Below are 16,904 nucleotides of genomic sequence, written 5' to 3'. Positions count from 1 at the left end.
GCATCTCGTACGTCAGTCGTCGCAGCGGAGGCCGGGGTTCTCTACATGCCGAGGCCTGGGCCGCTGGACGACACCGTTGGCGGGCGATAGGTGATGTCCGGGCCCGGGCGTCGCCGGGGTGCCGAGGTCCGTCGGGTGTACCGAGCCTGCATCGGGCCGTACCGGTCGATCGCCTCGACAGCCAGACCCGCTGCGTGTGATGGGCCGAGGTCGGCGCGGTCGCGCCCGAACACCTCGATCCAGCGCTTGCGGGCGTCCTCCGCGGAGGATGCCACGAGGTGGGCGACGTTGTGATCACGACCGCGGGTCATCCCGACGTACGCCGACGCGGCACCGGTGTGGTCGCCGATGAGGACATGGGCGGTGTCGACGGTCGAGCCCTGGGCGCCGTACGCCGTGGTCGCGTAGGCGAGCTCGATATGCTCGCGGACGTACGCCGGTGGCAGGACGCGCTGCCCGGCCTCGCCCCTCACGTGGAGGCCGGCAGCCGAGGAGTCGATGACGGTCCACATCTCCCGGTTGGCGACGCCGACCTGGGCATCGTTCTGGCGGGTGGCGATGGTGTCGCCGACGCCGATCTGCTCGCCCGAGGCGGTGACGACGTCGTCGGACGCAGACCCTGTGGCCACCCGCACGCGATGCGCGAGGTGGTTGACGCGGCCGACCTGCTCGCGGGTGTCGGCGACGACCAGCTCTCCCTTTGAGGCCCTGACCGCGAGCAGGTCCTGACGCTCGACGTCGCTGGCGTGGATCACGACCTCTCCACGTCGCACCAGTTCGTCGAAGACCTCGCCGGGCCGAGCGCCGGACCGCATGCGAAGTGACAGCTCGGCGTAGGCAGGATCGGCGAACCGGTGGACTCCGCCGTGTTCGATGCACCGGTCGGCGGCGTACCGCACGGCGAGGTCGAGCACGCCGCCCCGACCGACAGCGGGGAGCTGGTGCCGGTCGCCGATCAGGGCCACCGACGCACCAGCGCCGGACGCGAGGGCGAGCAGGGCGCGGGCGCTGTCCTGGTCGAGCATTCCCGCTTCGTCGACCACGAGGAGAGTGCGGCTGTCCAGCGGGGGAGCGGTGGGAGACGCCGAGGCCCGGCTCCAGTGGCCCTCGTCGTCCCACCGGAAGCCGTGCTCGTGGAGCAGCTTGGCGACGGCGCGGGTCTCGGTGCCGACCTCGCCGGCCGCCACCTGCGCAGCCTTGCGGGTCGGAGTCGCCACGATCATCCGGCCGCCGCGTGCCTCGACCTGCTCACGGGTGGCGGCGAGCCGACGGGTCTTGCCGGCGCCGGCGGCGCCCTCGACGACGGTGATCTTCTCCCGCTCGCCGGCGCGGATGATCTGGGCGACCAGGTCGTACTCGACCGCGAGCACATCCGGCGAGCTCAGCGCCCGCACATGCTCGGGAGTGTCCTCGCGGTTCACCAACGCCACGCACGCCTCGATGGCCCTCGCGGTCAGGTCCTCGGCGAGCTCCCGGCGTGCGGCGCCGCGGGCGACCACGTCGGCCGACGCGATGAGCTTCTCGACTTCGCCGCGGATGTCGGCTGCGTTCCAGGCGGAGAGGCGGGCGCCGAGTCGGTCGACGGCGCGCCTGGCCATGGCTTCGCGGTCCAACGACCCGATCGGCGTGCTGGGTGTGGTGGGTCGCCGATGGGGTGCTCGGAAGCCGAGCTCCACGAGCTCCTCGATCCAGCGGTTGCGCAGATCGGCTCCCGAGATCGGGACGACCTTGTCGGGCCGCGCGTCGGCCCAGGCTCGGCGATCCCACGTCTGCCGGATCGCGGGGCCCGGTTCCTCGCCGGGATGGTCCTGGCGCCACTGCGCCTCGTACCGGTCGATGTTGGCCTCGATCTGTCGCGACCGGGCACTGAACGCCCTGGCGTACGGCGCCAGCTGGGTGACCTCGCCGGTCTCGAGGTCGATGGTGTAGCCGTGCTCGGCAAGCGCGGAGCGGAACTCCGGGTTGGTCATCACCGCGGCGTGCCCGATTCCGTTGATCGCCTCCAGGCTGTCGCGCACGCCAACCGTGTGGAGCCCGCGCCAGGCGTCCTGCGCCCACACCCGCGCATTGATTTGGAGATGCAGGTGGCGGTGCGGATCGCCGGCCCGGGAGGTGAAGTGGCGGACAACGGCCGCCTCGATCTGCTCGACCGGCACCTGCACCTGCCGCCCACGCGGCCCGACCCGGGTCGTGGCGTAGGCGGCCAGCCAGCAGATGATCTCCTCAGCGGCTGCCATCTGTGCCTTGTCGTATGCCGCCGCGATCTCCGGATGGAGGGCTGCCGCGAGCGACCACGTCTTCGGCCCATTGACGGTGACCTCCACAAATCGGACCGCCTGATCGTCCTTGCGCAATCGCCCCTTGGCGATACCGGTGTCCGGGTCGTACCCGGCTACCCAGCGTTCGTAGGACTCGCCATCCATGTCGGCTCGCCGCTCGAGGTCCGCTGGTTTGTTGAGATCTACTCGTTGGTTGAGCTTGTCCACGCCCGCGACGAACCGTAGAGCCACGCCGCTGCCCTCGGCGAGGTAGTAGTCGTCGGCACGCGAACGATCCGCCTCAACGTAGTGCCGCGCGGCCGCCGCCGCGCCGCGGTAGATCTTCATGCCGCCGTGCAGGTGAACCACCGCCCTGAACAACCATCGACAACCGCGAAACCGCGATTTCAGGGGGAACCTGAGCTCCTGATCCCTACCGAACTTCGTAGCATGCGTGCCGCCCCTGGTGGCTGGTGAGCGCGGGCAATCTGGAGGTCATTCGCGGTGCCGCTGACGACAACCAATGGGCGCGAAGGCTGCGCGGCAGGGCAGGAGGCAGAGCACCGAATGATGGTGAGTGGGAACACGGACGTCAGGTTCCATGTGCCCCGTGGCTACCGTCCCGGAAAGGGTTCCTACCAGTCGGCGGCGTCCGTGGCGCCGAGGCGCATGGCTTCATTGATCATCTCGGTTAGGTCTGGCGCGGGGTTCCCCTCGCGCAACCGGGAAACGATGCCGCGGAGGTAATGTCCGATGGCCCACTGCGGCTCTCGCGTGTTCTTCAGGAGATGAGTCAGCAGGCGTGCCCAGTCGACTGCATCCGCCGCGACATCGATATCCTCGACGCGATGGAGGAAGCCTCCATGCTGGTCGAGGCTCGCCTGGGATCCGAGGACTAGGTCGATGGCTTGGCGACGCGCGCCATGCAGTTCGGTGACCCAACTGGCCGTAGCGGAAGCCTCAGCCGGGGTGAAGGGACGCGGTATGGACTGGTTCCGTCCTGACCAGTAGGCGCGAATCCACCGATCCCATTGACTTAGCGCCTCACTAGCTTCGAGTTGAGTCAGCGCGCGCTTGACTGCCCGGGCCCAGGCAACTCGGAGTTCCTCTGACGCGTCGACCACGAAGCGGGTCAACCACGTCGCCGGGTCAACCGGGGCGAACATGGCGATCGATGTCAGATGGATCGCTAGCTGACGGCGGAGATTGTCGGGCAATTCCTCTGCGTGCGTTGTGGTCGTCATGTAGGCCTCGAGCAGTCCTGATTGGAGCAGCCCATCGTTCCAACGCCCCCACGTCAGGAAGCCTTGCCATGCGGCTGTCGACTCCACCTCATTCGTCCAATCGAGCAGGGGAAGAAGTCGGTTCTCGCACCACTCACGGTCGGCGCCGAAGTAGAAGTGCAGTTGGGAGGCGAAGAAGGTACGTGCCAGCAGCCCATTACGGCTCGCGTCTGACACAAGTCGATCGATCTCGTTGACGACTGACTCAGGAAGCCTTTCCCAAGTCGCTTCGTTCTCGGTCCATTCCCACTGAACGACCTTCGTCCAGAACTCGGCTAGGTCCCCTGCGGGGTGGTTTATCGCCTCCATGACGATGTCTGCCCCGCTGACGATTGCACCTTCGATAGCGCCCGTGGGCCAGAGATCGGATGCCAGCCTCCGAGCTGGCTCATGCTGATGCCAGTCGGTGGGGTGTTCAAGGTCTCCACCATTCGAGAGCATTGACGACGCCGCGCGGCGGATCTCATCGCGATCCCAGCGCGAGATTATCGTGACGACTTGTTCGATCTGGGCCCGATCAAGCGCGGCGCGATCCCAACCGTAGATGAGATAGGTCCTGATCTCCCCGTCGTCATCCTGTAGGGCGGCCGCGACCCGCACCCCATCTTGGGGGTTCGTCGAAACGCACGCTTGAAGGGAACGGAGTGCGCCGGTCCAGGTCGGACCGCTGAGTGCGTGCGTCTCAGCCTTGAAGGCTCGAAGGCAGGTCAGCGCTGCGGCCGGATCTTCGCCGACCATCTCGTGAAGCTCCGATGCGGTGAACGGCAGTGCATCTTCGACAACGCCAGAAGAGCCATAGCGGGTGAGATCTGGATGCTCCCTCTGACCGTATTCGGGGTTGGCTGCCTGTGCCTGCTCGAAGGCGGCAACGGCTATCGGGAGAGCAGGTGCGGAGGACGCGATCCAACCCAGCAGATTGTATGTCCGGTAAGACGAGTGTTCATCGTCCTCCCCCGGAGGGCCAGCGGTAGCAGCTTCAATGAGTCTTCGAGCTACGTCGTCGCTTGAGCCCGGGAGGGCATCTCGGATCAACTGGAAGACTTCGTGCTGAAGTGGCGCCTCCCAAAGCAGGTCCTTCGCGAATAGCCAGGTCAGTTTGCTATCTGGGCCAACGTCGCTCCGTACTCGCCAGCCGTGGACGGCGAGGCGTCGAAGGATCGCGCAGGGCGAGGAGCACCAGGCCTCCAGGAACCCCTCGCCGACGGGAACGGAGTGGGAGAGAGCCGCTTCGATGGAGTCGCGCGCCGCGTCGATGAGGACGTCGATGGAGTCGCGATAGCTGTCTTGATCATGGGGTTCAATGGCTGATCGAGAGAACGAGATTGGGTCAAATGAACCTTCAGGATCTAGCCCGCGAAGGCTCCGGTAGGCGCTTGATATCTGCTCTGTCGTCAGGCTGAGGAACTGCACAAAGTGCTGGTCGACTGCCGGCAGAAAGATCTTGGCCCAGCTCTCTGTGAGCCAGTGCTCGTCGCCGCACAGGTCTACCTCGAACCGAGGCTGGTCGGTGGCGCCACCGAAGTCAAGGGCCCGTTTCAACTGGGGTCGCGTCCGATCCTCGAACACCATCAGTGCGAGATCGAGGTTCGCAGACCAGTCCTTGTCGATCAGCATCATGTCGAGCAGATCATGCTGACGGGTGGGGGCCTTCTGAAGAACAAGTTGAAGCCACGGGTTGAGCCACGTCGGGAACGTCCCTTTGAAGGAAAAAAGCGCCTGCGCGATGACGTACCACGTATCTGATGGCCAAGGCCGGTCGCGGAACGCGCGTATTGCCATCCCGGAGCCTTGCTCCGAGAGGATGTACTGGTCGGCAATCCACCACATGAGGGTGCGGGACGTCGGCTCACCTGCGGCGTCCTGCGAGAACAGGGCACGGAAGGCAGGGCGGGCTTCGAACCAAGCGAACCACCGTTGGCTGCGGGCAGCGTCATCAAACTTCGCCTTCTCGGCAAAGTACCGGACCCGGTCCGCGTGCGCGAGTGCCGCCTCGAAATACGAAACCTCCTCGGGCACCGTGGGCGGTTCCGCAGAAAGGAGATCTGCAAGTCGTGCCCGATGCTCGGCCTGCCCCATCGACGCCAAGGCTCGCCATCGCTCGAGCGACGCTGGCAAGGCAGCATGATCCCCTGCATCATTCGGATATGCGATCGATTTCAGCCCGAGACGGCGCCACTCTGCGTTCTGATCATCATCTGTCAGCACGTATCGGTGTTGATCCGGCCCCAGGGAGCGAGCCAAGTACTGCATCACGACGTCACCGTGGCTGTAGCCGATGAAGACGACCGTAAACCTGGAGAACATTCGCTCGAGAAATCTTGCTGCCCATGCCTCCCGGAGGTAGGCCCGTCCGAAATCTGTGTCGGTAACCACGAGCCTGCGGCTGGGTTGTGACAACGACCCGTGTAGGTGGACAACCCCTTCGAAGTCATCGCCGACCGGAAGCGCCGGAGCCTCATAGACGTCCAGCAAGGGCGATAGAAGATGAGCTGACGAACTGAGGTGCTGGTCATAGTTGGTGGTGACGATCCTGGGAGCTGGATACGCCGCCGCGAGCCCCGCGATCGCATGGTGTAGGGCGTTCGGCTGGGATCCCGGGAGGTCGATGGCACGCGCTACGAGTTCGTGGACGTCATTGCCGTTGTCCCTGAGCCGGCCGAGGAAGACATCGGGTTGGCGAACCTCGGCGTCGGTCGGTTCGCGTCCAACGAGTGCCCCGATGTTGCGCACCAGTTGTGCGAAGTCCGGCAGGTCGGCCGGATGCGCGCGGGACGCGCCGGCTCCGACGAAGAAGACAAGCTCGCCGGCCGCAGCGGCGTCGAGGATAGCCTGCGGCACATCGATGTCACCGATCCACATGGTCAGGCCACTTCATTTGGTACGGCGGTCTGCTTCATGCGACTAAGGGTGCCGACGGTGACGTCGACATCGGTGTCCGGGGAGGAGCAGTCGGAACCGGTGGGCAATGATTGGTGTGCTGCGACTCGAAAAGGTGCCTCGGCTCCACTACGCCGGATCGGGTGAGCTCATCGGCGATGACGTTCGTGGAGCGTACCTGTACTGCCGAGAACCTGGGTCCTTCCAGATAGCTCTGGGACGCCTCAGTGGGCGCGGCACTCTTACTCGTCAGCTCACCCGTGATCATCGACGAAATCTTACTGATAGCCCCGGCCGCTGGTTGTGATATTGATCCAGTTTCCCTCCGCAGTTCCGGTTTCTCCGGAGTAGTCGGACACACTCTCGAGCACCACTGACTTATCGGCGTTTGGGCGACCTGCTGACCCGCCTCAGTAGGGCCTCTTCGCCGGCGCGGGAGTGGTGTGTCGACGACGCCTGAAAACTGACCCAGTATCGACGGGCGAGTTCTACCTAACGTCGCGGCGCTCCACTGTTACGAGATGGGTGTGGAGATGGCGAGAAGAGGCCGGAAGCGGCGACGTCGGGTCGAGCGCTTGGTAGTGAAGGTGCCTACCGTCCCGAAACTGAGTAGAGGGCGCATCGAAACGGGGGCGCTCGCGAGCTCGACGCGCTGAGTTCGGTCCCCGGTGCAAACACACGCGGCGGTTGCGGAGATCTAGACCGTAGGGAGCCAGCTACCAACTGTGTCCGTCACAGAAATCCGTGTGAAACAGGTTGCCAGCCCGACGCGCGACCTCCAACTGCTTGTGACTTCCGTTCAGGGTGGGCCAAGACCATTGCCTAGTCCGCACTGCCAGGCCGTCCAAGATAGGTAGTGAGGCGCTGCCTGGGCACGGAAGTTGGACGGCGATGCCGGACGCTGCCTGTACGAGGATCGATCGTGACGGCCCACTCAGCTGCATGACAATGTTCTGCCCGTCGTGATCTCGGAGCTTGACGATGCTGCACGTACCGTTGGGTGGCAAGGTGCCGGACTGGATGGCAGTGCGGACCGGTCGAAGGCCAGCGGTCGTCGACCATCCGTATCCCAGCGTCGCGAAGGCGACAAGAAAGGCCGACTTGAGATCGGTGAGGACCAGGGGCAGCTCGTCCGCTATTAGGATCAGGTCCCCCCTCGAATGGTCCAGCACCAGGCCGTGAGTCGGGCACCCCAAGGGGCTCGCGTGCGTCGTTGACGTCTCCGGACTCGCGGCTTGCATCTCGTAGGTAAGGTTCGCTCCGCCGTTGCAGGCAGAGCAGGTCAGCACCACGCATCGGTCGCTGCCAAGGAGTGACGCGCCCGACTGCTGCGGCGCGTGCTCCTCTTGTAGCGATTCGAATGTGGTCATCTTCATGCAGATTGGACAGCGGACACGCCACTCAGCCGGCCGAGTCGAATACCCGCTACACCCCCCGGCCCCGTGCCTCTTGAGGTGGTGGTCCCAGGCATGTCGCTGGTGGAGGAATAGCTGCTCCGCCCGATTCTGACGGGCTTGGCCGTCGGCTCTCGGGGCGCGTCGACGGCTCATGCGCGGTGGAACCATGCTCAGGCCATTTGCATTCCGTGGGTCTCACCTGCCGTTCCCGTCCCGGCTATCGGTCGGCAAGCTTGCTGACGGAAGCTCGCAATGCGTCTTCGCCGGCACGGACATAGTGGTTGAGCACGGTGGTGAGTTTGTCGCCGAGGTACTGGGCGACCACCTCCCAGGGCTCGCCGAGCTCGTCGTGGAACCACTTGGTGGCGGCGTGGTGGCGGAGGTTGCGGTAGACGATCGTCTTGGGCCAGGCGTTGTCGGGATCGTTCTCATCGACCCAGCGGCGGACGCGGTGCCAGCGCTCGTTGTGCATCTCGGGCTTCACCGGCACACCGGTCACGGTGTCGACGAAGAGCCACTGCTCCTCCTCGGGCGGGACTGGGTAGTTCCACCAGGCGAGGTTGCGGTCCTTCTCCCGTAGGGCCAAGGATGCGCGGCGCTGACGCTCCTCCTCCTGTGCGTTGAGCACGCGCTGCATCGCCGCGTCTGCTGGCAGACCCAGGAGAACGGCGACGCGGGGGAGAAGTTCGCCGCGCATGAGCGAGCGGGGGAGCGGGACCTCGTGGAGCGAATGGTTCTTCACCGGGCCGCGGAAGCCGGGCGCCCCGCGCGGGGTGATCCACGCGCCGTTGACGTGGACGTAGCCGAGGTCGAAGAAGACGTCGATCGCGCGAAGGGCATTCTGCTCGCCGAGGCGCAGGCCGCCGAATCCGGCCACACGGATCTTCGTGCCGAACAGCGGCAGGCGGGTCATCAGCGGGTCGGTGCCCTCGGGCCCGCAGAGCTTGTCGGCAGCAGCCGCCATCGCGCGGACCTGCCGGGTTTCGGGGCGCAGGCGCGGGTCGACGTACTGCGCAGTCGCTCCATGGAGGACGTTGGCTCGGCCGATCTCCAGTCCGTCGAGCGGATCGACCGAGCGGTCGAGCCAGCCCAAGCGCCAGGCGAGCTTGCGCAGCGCGGAGAGCTGGCCCCGCAGGTCCTCGCGGCCGCGCTGAGAGAAGAGGGTCTTGCCGCCCTTCTCCATCACCGCCCGGCTGTGCTCGACGCGCCACTTCGTCACAGGGACGTCGCCGATGGTCGGGAGGATGTGCGCGTTCAGCCGCGAGATCCGCTGCTCCATGGTCCGGGGCTGCTTGCCGCGCTCGATCGAGTCCTTGAGGTACTCCTCGCCGAGCATCCGGATCGTCCGCGCTGCACGGACGTCGGCGCCGACGGGAGTCGGCTGCGCGGTGTCGAGCGCGGTCTCGGCCTGACTGAAGATCTTGCGCGCCTCCTCCTCAGAGGAGGCGCGTCGCAGCACGCGCTTCCAGGGATCTCCCTCGCCGGCCGGCGCTCGGAACATCACCTGGTACTTGCTGCCGCCCGGCTCGGGTGCGTAGAGGCGCACCCGCCAGGGGCGCTTGGCGCCGCCGTCGGTGCGCTCCCTGCCCTGGAGCAGGAGCCGCCTGTTGGTCCGTGCCACTGGTTCGACCGCCTCCTAGGCTGGTCGGGTACTGCAAGCCCGAGAAGTTTTTCGTGTATCACTTTCGTGTATCACTCGCCCTCTGATGGTACGCCTGACGCCGCTAATGAGGTACCCCGATGGCCAACCGACTCGCCGCCGCGACGAGCCCCTATCTGCTCCAACATGCCGAGAATCCGGTGGATTGGTGGGAGTGGGGGCCTGAGGCGTTCGACGAGGCGAAGCGCCGCAACGTCCCGATCCTGCTGTCCGTCGGGTATGCCGCCTGCCACTGGTGCCACGTGATGGCCCACGAGTCGTTCGAGGACCAGGCGACGGCGGACTACCTCAACAAGCACTTCGTCAGCATCAAGGTCGACCGCGAGGAGCGGCCGGACGTGGACGCGGTCTACATGCAGGCGACCACCGCGATGACCGGGCAGGGCGGGTGGCCGATGACGGTGGTGATGGACCACGAGGGGGCGCCGTTCTTCGCGGGCACCTACCTGCCGGACCAGCCGCGGCACGGGTCGCCGTCGTTCACGCAGGTGCTGCAGGCGCTCAGCGGGGCCTGGGTCGACCGGGGCGACGACGTACGACGCACCGCGGCCAGCGTGGCCGAGCACCTCCGCAAGGACGCCGCCATGCCGGCGTACGCACTGACGAGGGAGCGCATCGACTCGGCGGTGGCGACCCTGGCGCAGGAGTACGACGCGATGGCGGGCGGGTTCGGGGGTGCGCCGAAGTTCCCGCCGACGATGGTGCTGGAGTTCCTGCGCCGCTACCGGGGCGACGCGGAGCAGCAGGCGCGACACATGCTGGCGCGCACGGTCGCGGCGATGGCGGGCAGCGGGATGTACGACCAGGTGGGGGGCGGGTTCGCGCGCTACGCCGTCGACCGCGCCTGGGTGGTGCCGCACTTCGAGAAGATGCTCTACGACAACGCCCAGCTGCTGGGGCTCTACGCCCGGCTGGGCAGCGAGCTGGGCGACCGGATCGCCACCGAGACCGCGGACTTCATGCTCCGCGAGCTGCGGACGGCGCAGGGCGGGTTCGCCTCGGCGCTCGACGCGGACAGCCCGGCCGAGCCGGGCGGGCACGCGGAGGAGGGGCTGTTCTACGCCTGGACCCCCGCGCAGCTCACGGCCGTGCTCGGGGCGACCGACGGGGCCTGGGCGGCGGAGCTCTTCAACGTCACCGAGGACGGCACCTTCGAGCACGGGATGTCGACGCTGCAGCTGCGCCACCACCCGGCAGACGAGGCGGACCGGGCGCGCCTGGCCGACGTACGACGCCGCCTGCTCGCCGCCCGCGAGCAGCGCCCGCGCCCGGCGCGCGACGACAAGGTGGTCGCCGCGTGGAACGGGCTCGCCATCAGCGGGCTGGTCGACGCGGGGCGCCGGCTCGGCCGCCCGGACCACCTCGAGGCGGCCGTCGAGACCGGAGAGCTGCTCGAGCGGCTCCACGTCGAGGACGGCCGGATCCTGCGGGTCTCCCGCGACGGTGTGGCCGGTGCGCACGCCGGCGTGCTCGAGGACTACGGGTGCGTGGCGTCCGGCTTCCTCGCCCTCGCCCAGGCGACGGCCGACGCACGCTGGCTGCGCTCGGCGACCCGGCTCCTCGACACCGCGCTGGAGGGCTTCGCGGCTCCGGACGGGGGCTTCTTCGACACCAGCGCCGACGCGGAGGTCCTCGTCGCCCGGCCGCGCGACCCCGGCGACAACGCCAGCCCGAGCGGGCTCAGCAGCCTGGTCCACGCGCTGGTGGAGGCGCACGCGCTGACCGGTGAGGGCCGCTACCGCGACGCTGCGGAGCGCGCGCTGGCGACCGTCAGCGTGCTCGCCGACAAGGCACCGCGGTTCGCCGGCTGGTCGCTGGCCGCCGCGGTGACCATGCCCGACGGCCCCCTCGAGGTGGCCGTCGTCGGCCCCGCGGGCGAGGCCCGCGACGCCCTCGTCGCCAAGGCGCTCACCCTGCCGGGTGCGGTGGTGGTCGCGACAGACAGCACCGAGGGCAGCACCGAGGGCAGCACCGAGGACGCGGTGATCCCGCTGCTGGTCGGACGGACCCCCGTCGACGGCCGGCCGGCGGCGTACGTCTGTCGCGGCTTCGTGTGCGAGCGGCCGGTCACGGAGCCGGACGGCATCGGGTGACGCGTCGGGCCTGGGGCCTCGTCCTCGCCCTCAGCATCGTCGTGTTCGCGGTCGCGGTGACGGCCGGCCGCGTCGCCGGCCCGCCCGATCCGGAGTTCGCGTTCACCGAGACCCAGGCGGGGGAGCCGGGCGCACCGGTGACCTGGGAGCCCTGCGTCCCGATCGTCTACCAGGTCCACACCTCACGGCTGCTCGGTGGGGAGGGTGAGGCGCTGGCCTTCGTCGACGAGGCCGTCGAGCACGTCTCCGCGCTCACCGGTCTGCGGTTCCGCCGCGAGCCGGTCGGGCAGCCGTTCGACGTGGCGATCTCCTGGGCCGCCGCCGACGAGGTCGACGAGCTGGCCGGCAAGGTCGCCGGGGTCACCCGCGCCGCGATCAAGAGGTACGCCAGCCGGGAGTGGTTCGTGAGCGGCCAGATCGTCCTCGACGTCGAGGTGTTCGACCGGATCGGTCTCGGTGAGGAGGGACGGGCCATCCTGCTCCACGAGCTCGGCCACCTGGTCGGCCTCGACCACGTCGACTCGCGGGCCGAGCTCATGTACCGGACCACGACCGGCCGGCTGGACTACGGTCGCGGTGATCGTGAAGGGCTGGTCCGTCTCGGGAAGGGGACGCAGTCATGCAGCTGAGTCCGTGGCGACCGGTGCGACCGGAGCCCGAGCGGTTCCACGACGAGGGCTCCGCGGACCCGCCGAGGATCGTGCTCGAGCGGGTCGAGGCCGGTGACGTCCACCGGCGCACCGAGCGGTTCCGGATGCTGCACCGCATCGCCTACCGCGACCGCGAGTACGGCGACCTGCTGGTCCCCGCCGACCTCGGCACCTTCGAGACCGACCTGACCTCGGTGCCGACGATCTTCACCTGGCTGGTGCCGCGCACCGGGCGCCACCTCCCGCCCGCGCTGATCCACGACGGCCTGGTGCACGCACCCGACGAGGCGCCGACGTACCTCTCCGTCGAGGGCCGCGTGCTCGACCGGGTCGCCGCGGACCGGGTGTTCCGTGCGGCGATGCGCGACACCGACACCGGTCCCGTGCGCAGCTGGCTGGTGTGGTCGGCGATCACCCTCTCGACGATCTGGCACGGGTCCGCGTCCTGGACCCGGGCGACCCACCTGCGCTACAGGGTGGCCGCGGCAGCGAGCGTCGCGATCATCGTGGTGCTCGGCGTGCTGGCGACCCTCGACCTGTTCGACGTCATCGACGAGGTGCCGTGGATGGGGGACCGGTCGTTCGTGATGGAGCTGGTCGGCGGGCTGGCGGGGGCAGTCGTCGTACCGCTGCTGCTCGGGCTGACCTGGGGGAGGTTCGCGGTCGCGGGCGTCGTCTCCGGGATCGCGCTCGCGGTGCTGCTCCACGTCACGGTGGCGCTCGGCCTGATCACGCTGGCCTACCAGGCGGCCGAGTGGATCGCCCGGCGCCGGCCCGTGGCGGCGATTGTCATCGCTGGCATTGTGATTGCCGCCCATCTGGTGCTGATTGTCTTGTTCCTGACGCCATTCCGCTCGAACTGACTCGCGAGTAGGTTTCGGGGCGTGACCATCGACGCCGCAGCCACCTTCACCTCGCTCGACCCCGCCACCGGCGCGGTCGTCGGCACCCACCCGATCCACACCGCCGACGACGTCCGCGCCGCGGTGGCCACCGCCCGCAAGCAGTCCGAGTGGTGGCAGGCCCTCGGCTTCGACGGCCGCAAGAAGGCGCTGGTCCGCTGGCGCAAGGTGATCGCGCGGCGGATGGAGGAGCTGGCCGCGCTGATGGCGCGCGAGACCGGCAAGCCCGACGGCGACGCACTCCTCGAGACCGCGCTCGCGATCGACCACCTCGCGTGGGCCGCGAGCCACGCCGAGAAGGTCCTCAAGCGGCGCAGCGTCTCGCCCGGCCTGCTGATGGTCAACCAGGCCGCGAGCGTGGAGTACCGCCCGCTCGGCGTGGTCGGCGTCATCGGCCCGTGGAACTACCCCGTCTTCACCCCGATGGGCTCGATCGCCTACGCCCTCGCCGCCGGCAACGCGGTCGTCTTCAAGCCCTCGGAGTACACCCCCGGCGTCGGCGAGTGGCTCGCCGCGACCTTCCTCGAGGCCGTCGGCCGGCCGGTGCTCCAGGTCGTCACCGGGTACGGCGAGACCGGCGCCGCGCTCACCACGGCAGGTGTCGACAAGGTCGCGTTCACCGGCTCGACCGCGACCGGCAAGCGGGTGATGGCGGCCTGCGCCGAGTCGCTCACGCCCGTCGTGATCGAGGCCGGCGGCAAGGACGCGCTGATCGTCGCGGAGGACGCCGACGTCGCCGAGGCGGCCGAGGCGGCGCTGTGGGGTGCGGCCGCCAACGCCGGCCAGACCTGCGCCGGCGTCGAGCGGGTCTACGTCCACGACCGCGTCTACGACCAGTTCCTCGACGAGCTCGTCACGCAGGCTCGCAAGCTGGAGGCCCGGCCGGGCGGCCAGGTCGGCCCGATCACCATGCCCTCCCAGGTCGACATCATCCGCCGCCACGTCGACGACGCGCTGGCCCGCGGCGGCCGCGCCCTGGTCGGCGGCCCGGTCCCGGAGGGCGCCCGGTTCGTGCAGCCGACCGTGCTGGTCGACGTGCCCGAGGACTCGGCGGCGGTGCAGGAGGAGACCTTCGGCCCGACCGTCACCGTGTCGCGGGTCACGAGCATGGACGAGGCGATCGAGCGGGCCAACGGCACCCGCTACGCCCTCGGCTCGACCGTGTTCTCGAAGAGCCAGGGCATGGAGATCGCGCAGCGGCTGCGCGCCGGCATGACCGCGATCAACGGGGTCATCTCGTTCGCCGGCATCCCGACCCTGCCGTTCGGCGGCGTCGGCGACTCGGGCTTCGGCCGGATCCACGGCCCCGACGGTCTGCGCGAGTTCACCTACCCGCACGCGATCGCCCGTCAGCGGTTCAAGCCGGCGATCGCGCTGACCACCTTCCGCCGCACGGCGAAGGAGGAGCAGCAGCTCACGAAGGTCGTGCGCGGCCTGTACGGGCGCGGGAAGAGCTAGCGCGGGCAGAGCTGGCGCCGGCGGCACACGCCACGACGGCCAGGCCGCCGACGACGGTCAGCCAGGTGATCTGCTCGCCGAGCAGCAGGCCCGCCCAGGTGATCGACAGGACCGGTTGGGCGAGCTGGACCTGGCTGACCTGCGCCATCGGCCCGATCGCGAGGCCGCGGTACCAGGCGAAGAAGCCGAGGAACATGCTGATGCACGCCAGGTAGGCGAAGCACAGCCACTGCGTCGCGGTCGCCGCCGGCGGGTGCGTGGCGACGCTGGCTCCGGTCAGCGCCAGCATCACCGGCGCGGCGAGCACCAGCGCCCAGGAGATGGTCTGCCACGAGCCGAGCTCACGGGAGATCACGCCGCCCTCGGCGTACCCGATCGCGCAGGCGACGACGCCCAGCACCAGCAGCACGTCGGCCCGCTGGAGGTGGCCCCCGGTGCCGCCCTGCAGCGCGGCGAAGCCGACCGCGGCGAGTGCGCCGAGTGCGGCGAACGCCCAGAACGCGCGGACCGGACGCTCGCCGGTGCGCAGCACCGCGATCACGGCGGTGGCGGCGGGCAGCATCGCGATCACGACCGCGCCGTGGCTGGCCGGCACCTCGGTCAGCGCGTACGACGTCAGCAGCGGGAACCCGGCGACGACACCGCCGGCGACGATCGCCAGGCGCAGCCACTGACGACCGCGGGGGAGGGCCTGCCGGGTGAGGGCGAGCGCGCCGGCGGCCAGGGCGGCGGCCACGACCGCGCGTCCGGCACCGATGAACAGCGGGTCGAGCCCGCCGAGGGCGACGCGGGTGAGCGGCACCGTGAAGGAGAAGGCGACCACGCCGGCCAGGCCCCAGGCGAGCCCGGCGGGGACCACCGATAGCAGGTGCCGACTCGGGACGATAGCGCTACTCTGTGCTGACATGAGCAACGATAGCAGTGCCCGGATCGTCGCGGGGCTCCGTGCCTGGATCCGGGACGCCGCCGCGGGCGCGCAGCTGCCGTCGTCGCGCCACCTCGTGAGCGAGTACGGCGCCAGCCCGGTCACCGTCCAGAAGGCGCTGCGCCGACTGGTGGCGGAGGGCCTCGTCGAGAGCCGTCCCGGCGTCGGCACCTTCGTCCGCGCGGTCCGGCCGGCGCGCGGCCCGGACTTCGGCTGGCAGACCGCCGCACTGCGTGGCCCGCGCGCGGACCTGGCCAAGGTGGCCGGCCCGCTGCAGACCGCACCGCCCGAGGCGCTGTCGCTGCACGCCGGGTACCCGGGACCGGACCTGCTGCCGGAGCGGCTGGTCCGCACCGCGCTCGGCCGCGCCGCGCGGGGCGCGGCCGCCACCGCGCGCCCACCGGCGGCCGGCCTGCCCGAGCTGCGCGCATGGTTCGCCACCGAGCTGGCCGACGCGACGCCCGCTCACCTCAGCGCGGTGACGCCGAACGACGTGATCGTGGCGCCGGGGTCGCAGAGCGCGCTGGCCTCGATCTTCCGGGCCCTCGTCGCGCCCGGCCAGCCGCTGCTCATCGAGTCACCGACGTACTGGGGGGCGATCCAGGCGGCCCGGCAGGCCGGGGTCGAGCTGGTCCCGGTGCCGAGCGACGCGAACGGCCCGGACCCGGCCGAGGTCGACCGGTCCTTCCGGGAGACCGGCGCCCGCGCGTTCTACGCCCAGCCCAGCTTCGCCAACCCGACCGGCGCGCACTGGAGCGTGGAGCGCGGCGAGGAGGTGCTGGAGGTCGTACGCCGGCACGGCGCCTTCCTCGTCGAGGACGACTGGGCCCACGACTTCGGCATCGATGCCGAGGTGCGGCCGATCGCGGCCCGCGACGACGCCGGCCACGTCGTGTACCTCCGGTCGCTGACCAAGAGCGTCTCGCCGTCGATCCGGGTGGCGGCGCTGTACGCCCGCGGGCCGGCCCGGGACCGGATCCTCGGCGACCGCGCGGCCGAGTCGATGTACGTCAGCGGGCTGCTCCAGCAGGCGGCGCTCGAGGTCGTCAGCGACCCCGGCTGGCGCACCCACCTGCGCCGGCTGCGCGGCCAGCTCCGCGAGCGCCGCGACCTGCTCGTCGGCGCCGTCCGCGAGCACGCACCCTCGATCGCGCTCGACACCGTCCCGCCCGGCGGGCTGCACCTGTGGACCCGGCTGCCCGAGGGCACCGACCCGGCGCAGGTCGTCCGGGACAGCGCGGCCGACGGGGTCTGGGTGGCCGCGGGCGACGAGTGGTTCCCCGCGGAGCCGGCGGCGCCGTACCTCCGGCTCACCTTCATCGGTCCCGAGCCGGCCGGCTACCCGGCCGCGCTGGCGGTCGTCGAGCGGGCGGTCCGACTGCAGCACCGCTGAGCCGGGTA

9 protein-coding genes are annotated in these 16,904 nt (G+C 69.5%); 5 read left to right on the top strand and 4 right to left on the bottom strand.

Annotation, left to right across the window (positions count from 1 at the left end):
* Positions 1-41 precede the first annotated feature (41 nt).
* From mobF to BJ958_RS13100, 3 genes are all read right to left on the bottom strand, one after another.
* Entirely contained in the window at positions 42-2,627 is a 2,586-nt protein-coding gene (gene mobF / locus BJ958_RS13110; RefSeq protein ID WP_343052674.1) for a MobF family relaxase, read from the bottom strand.
* A 266-nt stretch (positions 2,628-2,893) separates the two neighbouring features.
* Positions 2,894-6,400, bottom strand: a complete 3,507-nt coding sequence (locus tag BJ958_RS13105) for a DUF4020 domain-containing protein (RefSeq protein WP_179727229.1) — start codon at positions 6,398-6,400, stop codon at positions 2,894-2,896.
* 1,632 nt (positions 6,401-8,032) lie between these two features.
* On the bottom strand, positions 8,033-9,274 hold the full coding sequence (locus BJ958_RS13100) for a hypothetical protein (protein WP_343052673.1): 1,242 nt from the start codon (positions 9,272-9,274) through the stop codon (positions 8,033-8,035).
* A 281-nt stretch (positions 9,275-9,555) separates the two neighbouring features.
* Here BJ958_RS13100 and BJ958_RS13095 point away from each other — a divergent pair, with 281 nt between their 5' ends.
* The 4 genes from BJ958_RS13095 to BJ958_RS13080 are packed head-to-tail and all read left to right on the top strand — an operon-like array spanning position 9,556 to position 14,578.
* Complete coding sequence (locus BJ958_RS13095; RefSeq protein WP_179727227.1) at positions 9,556-11,568, top strand: thioredoxin domain-containing protein; 2,013 nt, start codon at positions 9,556-9,558, stop codon at positions 11,566-11,568.
* Entirely contained in the window at positions 11,565-12,197 is a 633-nt protein-coding gene (locus BJ958_RS28535; protein WP_179727226.1) for a matrixin family metalloprotease, read from the top strand. The genes BJ958_RS13095 and BJ958_RS28535 overlap by 4 nt, the downstream gene beginning before the upstream one ends.
* Positions 12,188-13,081 carry a DUF1353 domain-containing protein gene (locus BJ958_RS13085; RefSeq protein ID WP_179727225.1) on the top strand — a complete coding sequence of 298 codons (894 nt, stop codon included), beginning with the start codon at positions 12,188-12,190 and terminating at the stop codon, positions 13,079-13,081. Before BJ958_RS28535 ends, BJ958_RS13085 begins: the two co-directional genes overlap by 10 nt.
* A gap of 21 nt (positions 13,082-13,102) precedes the next feature.
* On the top strand, positions 13,103-14,578 hold the full coding sequence (locus BJ958_RS13080; RefSeq protein ID WP_179727224.1) for an aldehyde dehydrogenase family protein: 1,476 nt from the start codon (positions 13,103-13,105) through the stop codon (positions 14,576-14,578).
* Here BJ958_RS13080 and BJ958_RS13075 read toward each other — a convergent pair.
* Positions 14,535-15,437, bottom strand: a complete 903-nt coding sequence (locus tag BJ958_RS13075) for a DMT family transporter (protein ID WP_343052672.1) — start codon at positions 15,435-15,437, stop codon at positions 14,535-14,537. The two genes, BJ958_RS13080 and BJ958_RS13075, sit on opposite strands and share 44 nt — an antisense overlap.
* 46 nt (positions 15,438-15,483) lie before the next feature.
* On the opposite strand from BJ958_RS13075, the gene BJ958_RS13070 reads away from it, so the two are divergent.
* A complete protein-coding gene (locus BJ958_RS13070; RefSeq protein WP_179727222.1) occupies positions 15,484-16,896 on the top strand; it encodes an aminotransferase-like domain-containing protein in 1,413 nt (470 codons plus the stop codon).
* Positions 16,897-16,904 lie beyond the last annotated feature (8 nt).

The sequence above is a fragment of the Nocardioides kongjuensis genome, assembly GCF_013409625.1.
In the GTDB taxonomy this organism is placed as follows: Bacteria; Actinomycetota; Actinomycetes; order Propionibacteriales; family Nocardioidaceae; genus Nocardioides; species Nocardioides kongjuensis.
The sequence above is the reverse complement of the archived record's forward strand: the minus strand, read 5'-3'. Positions and strand labels throughout refer to the sequence as shown.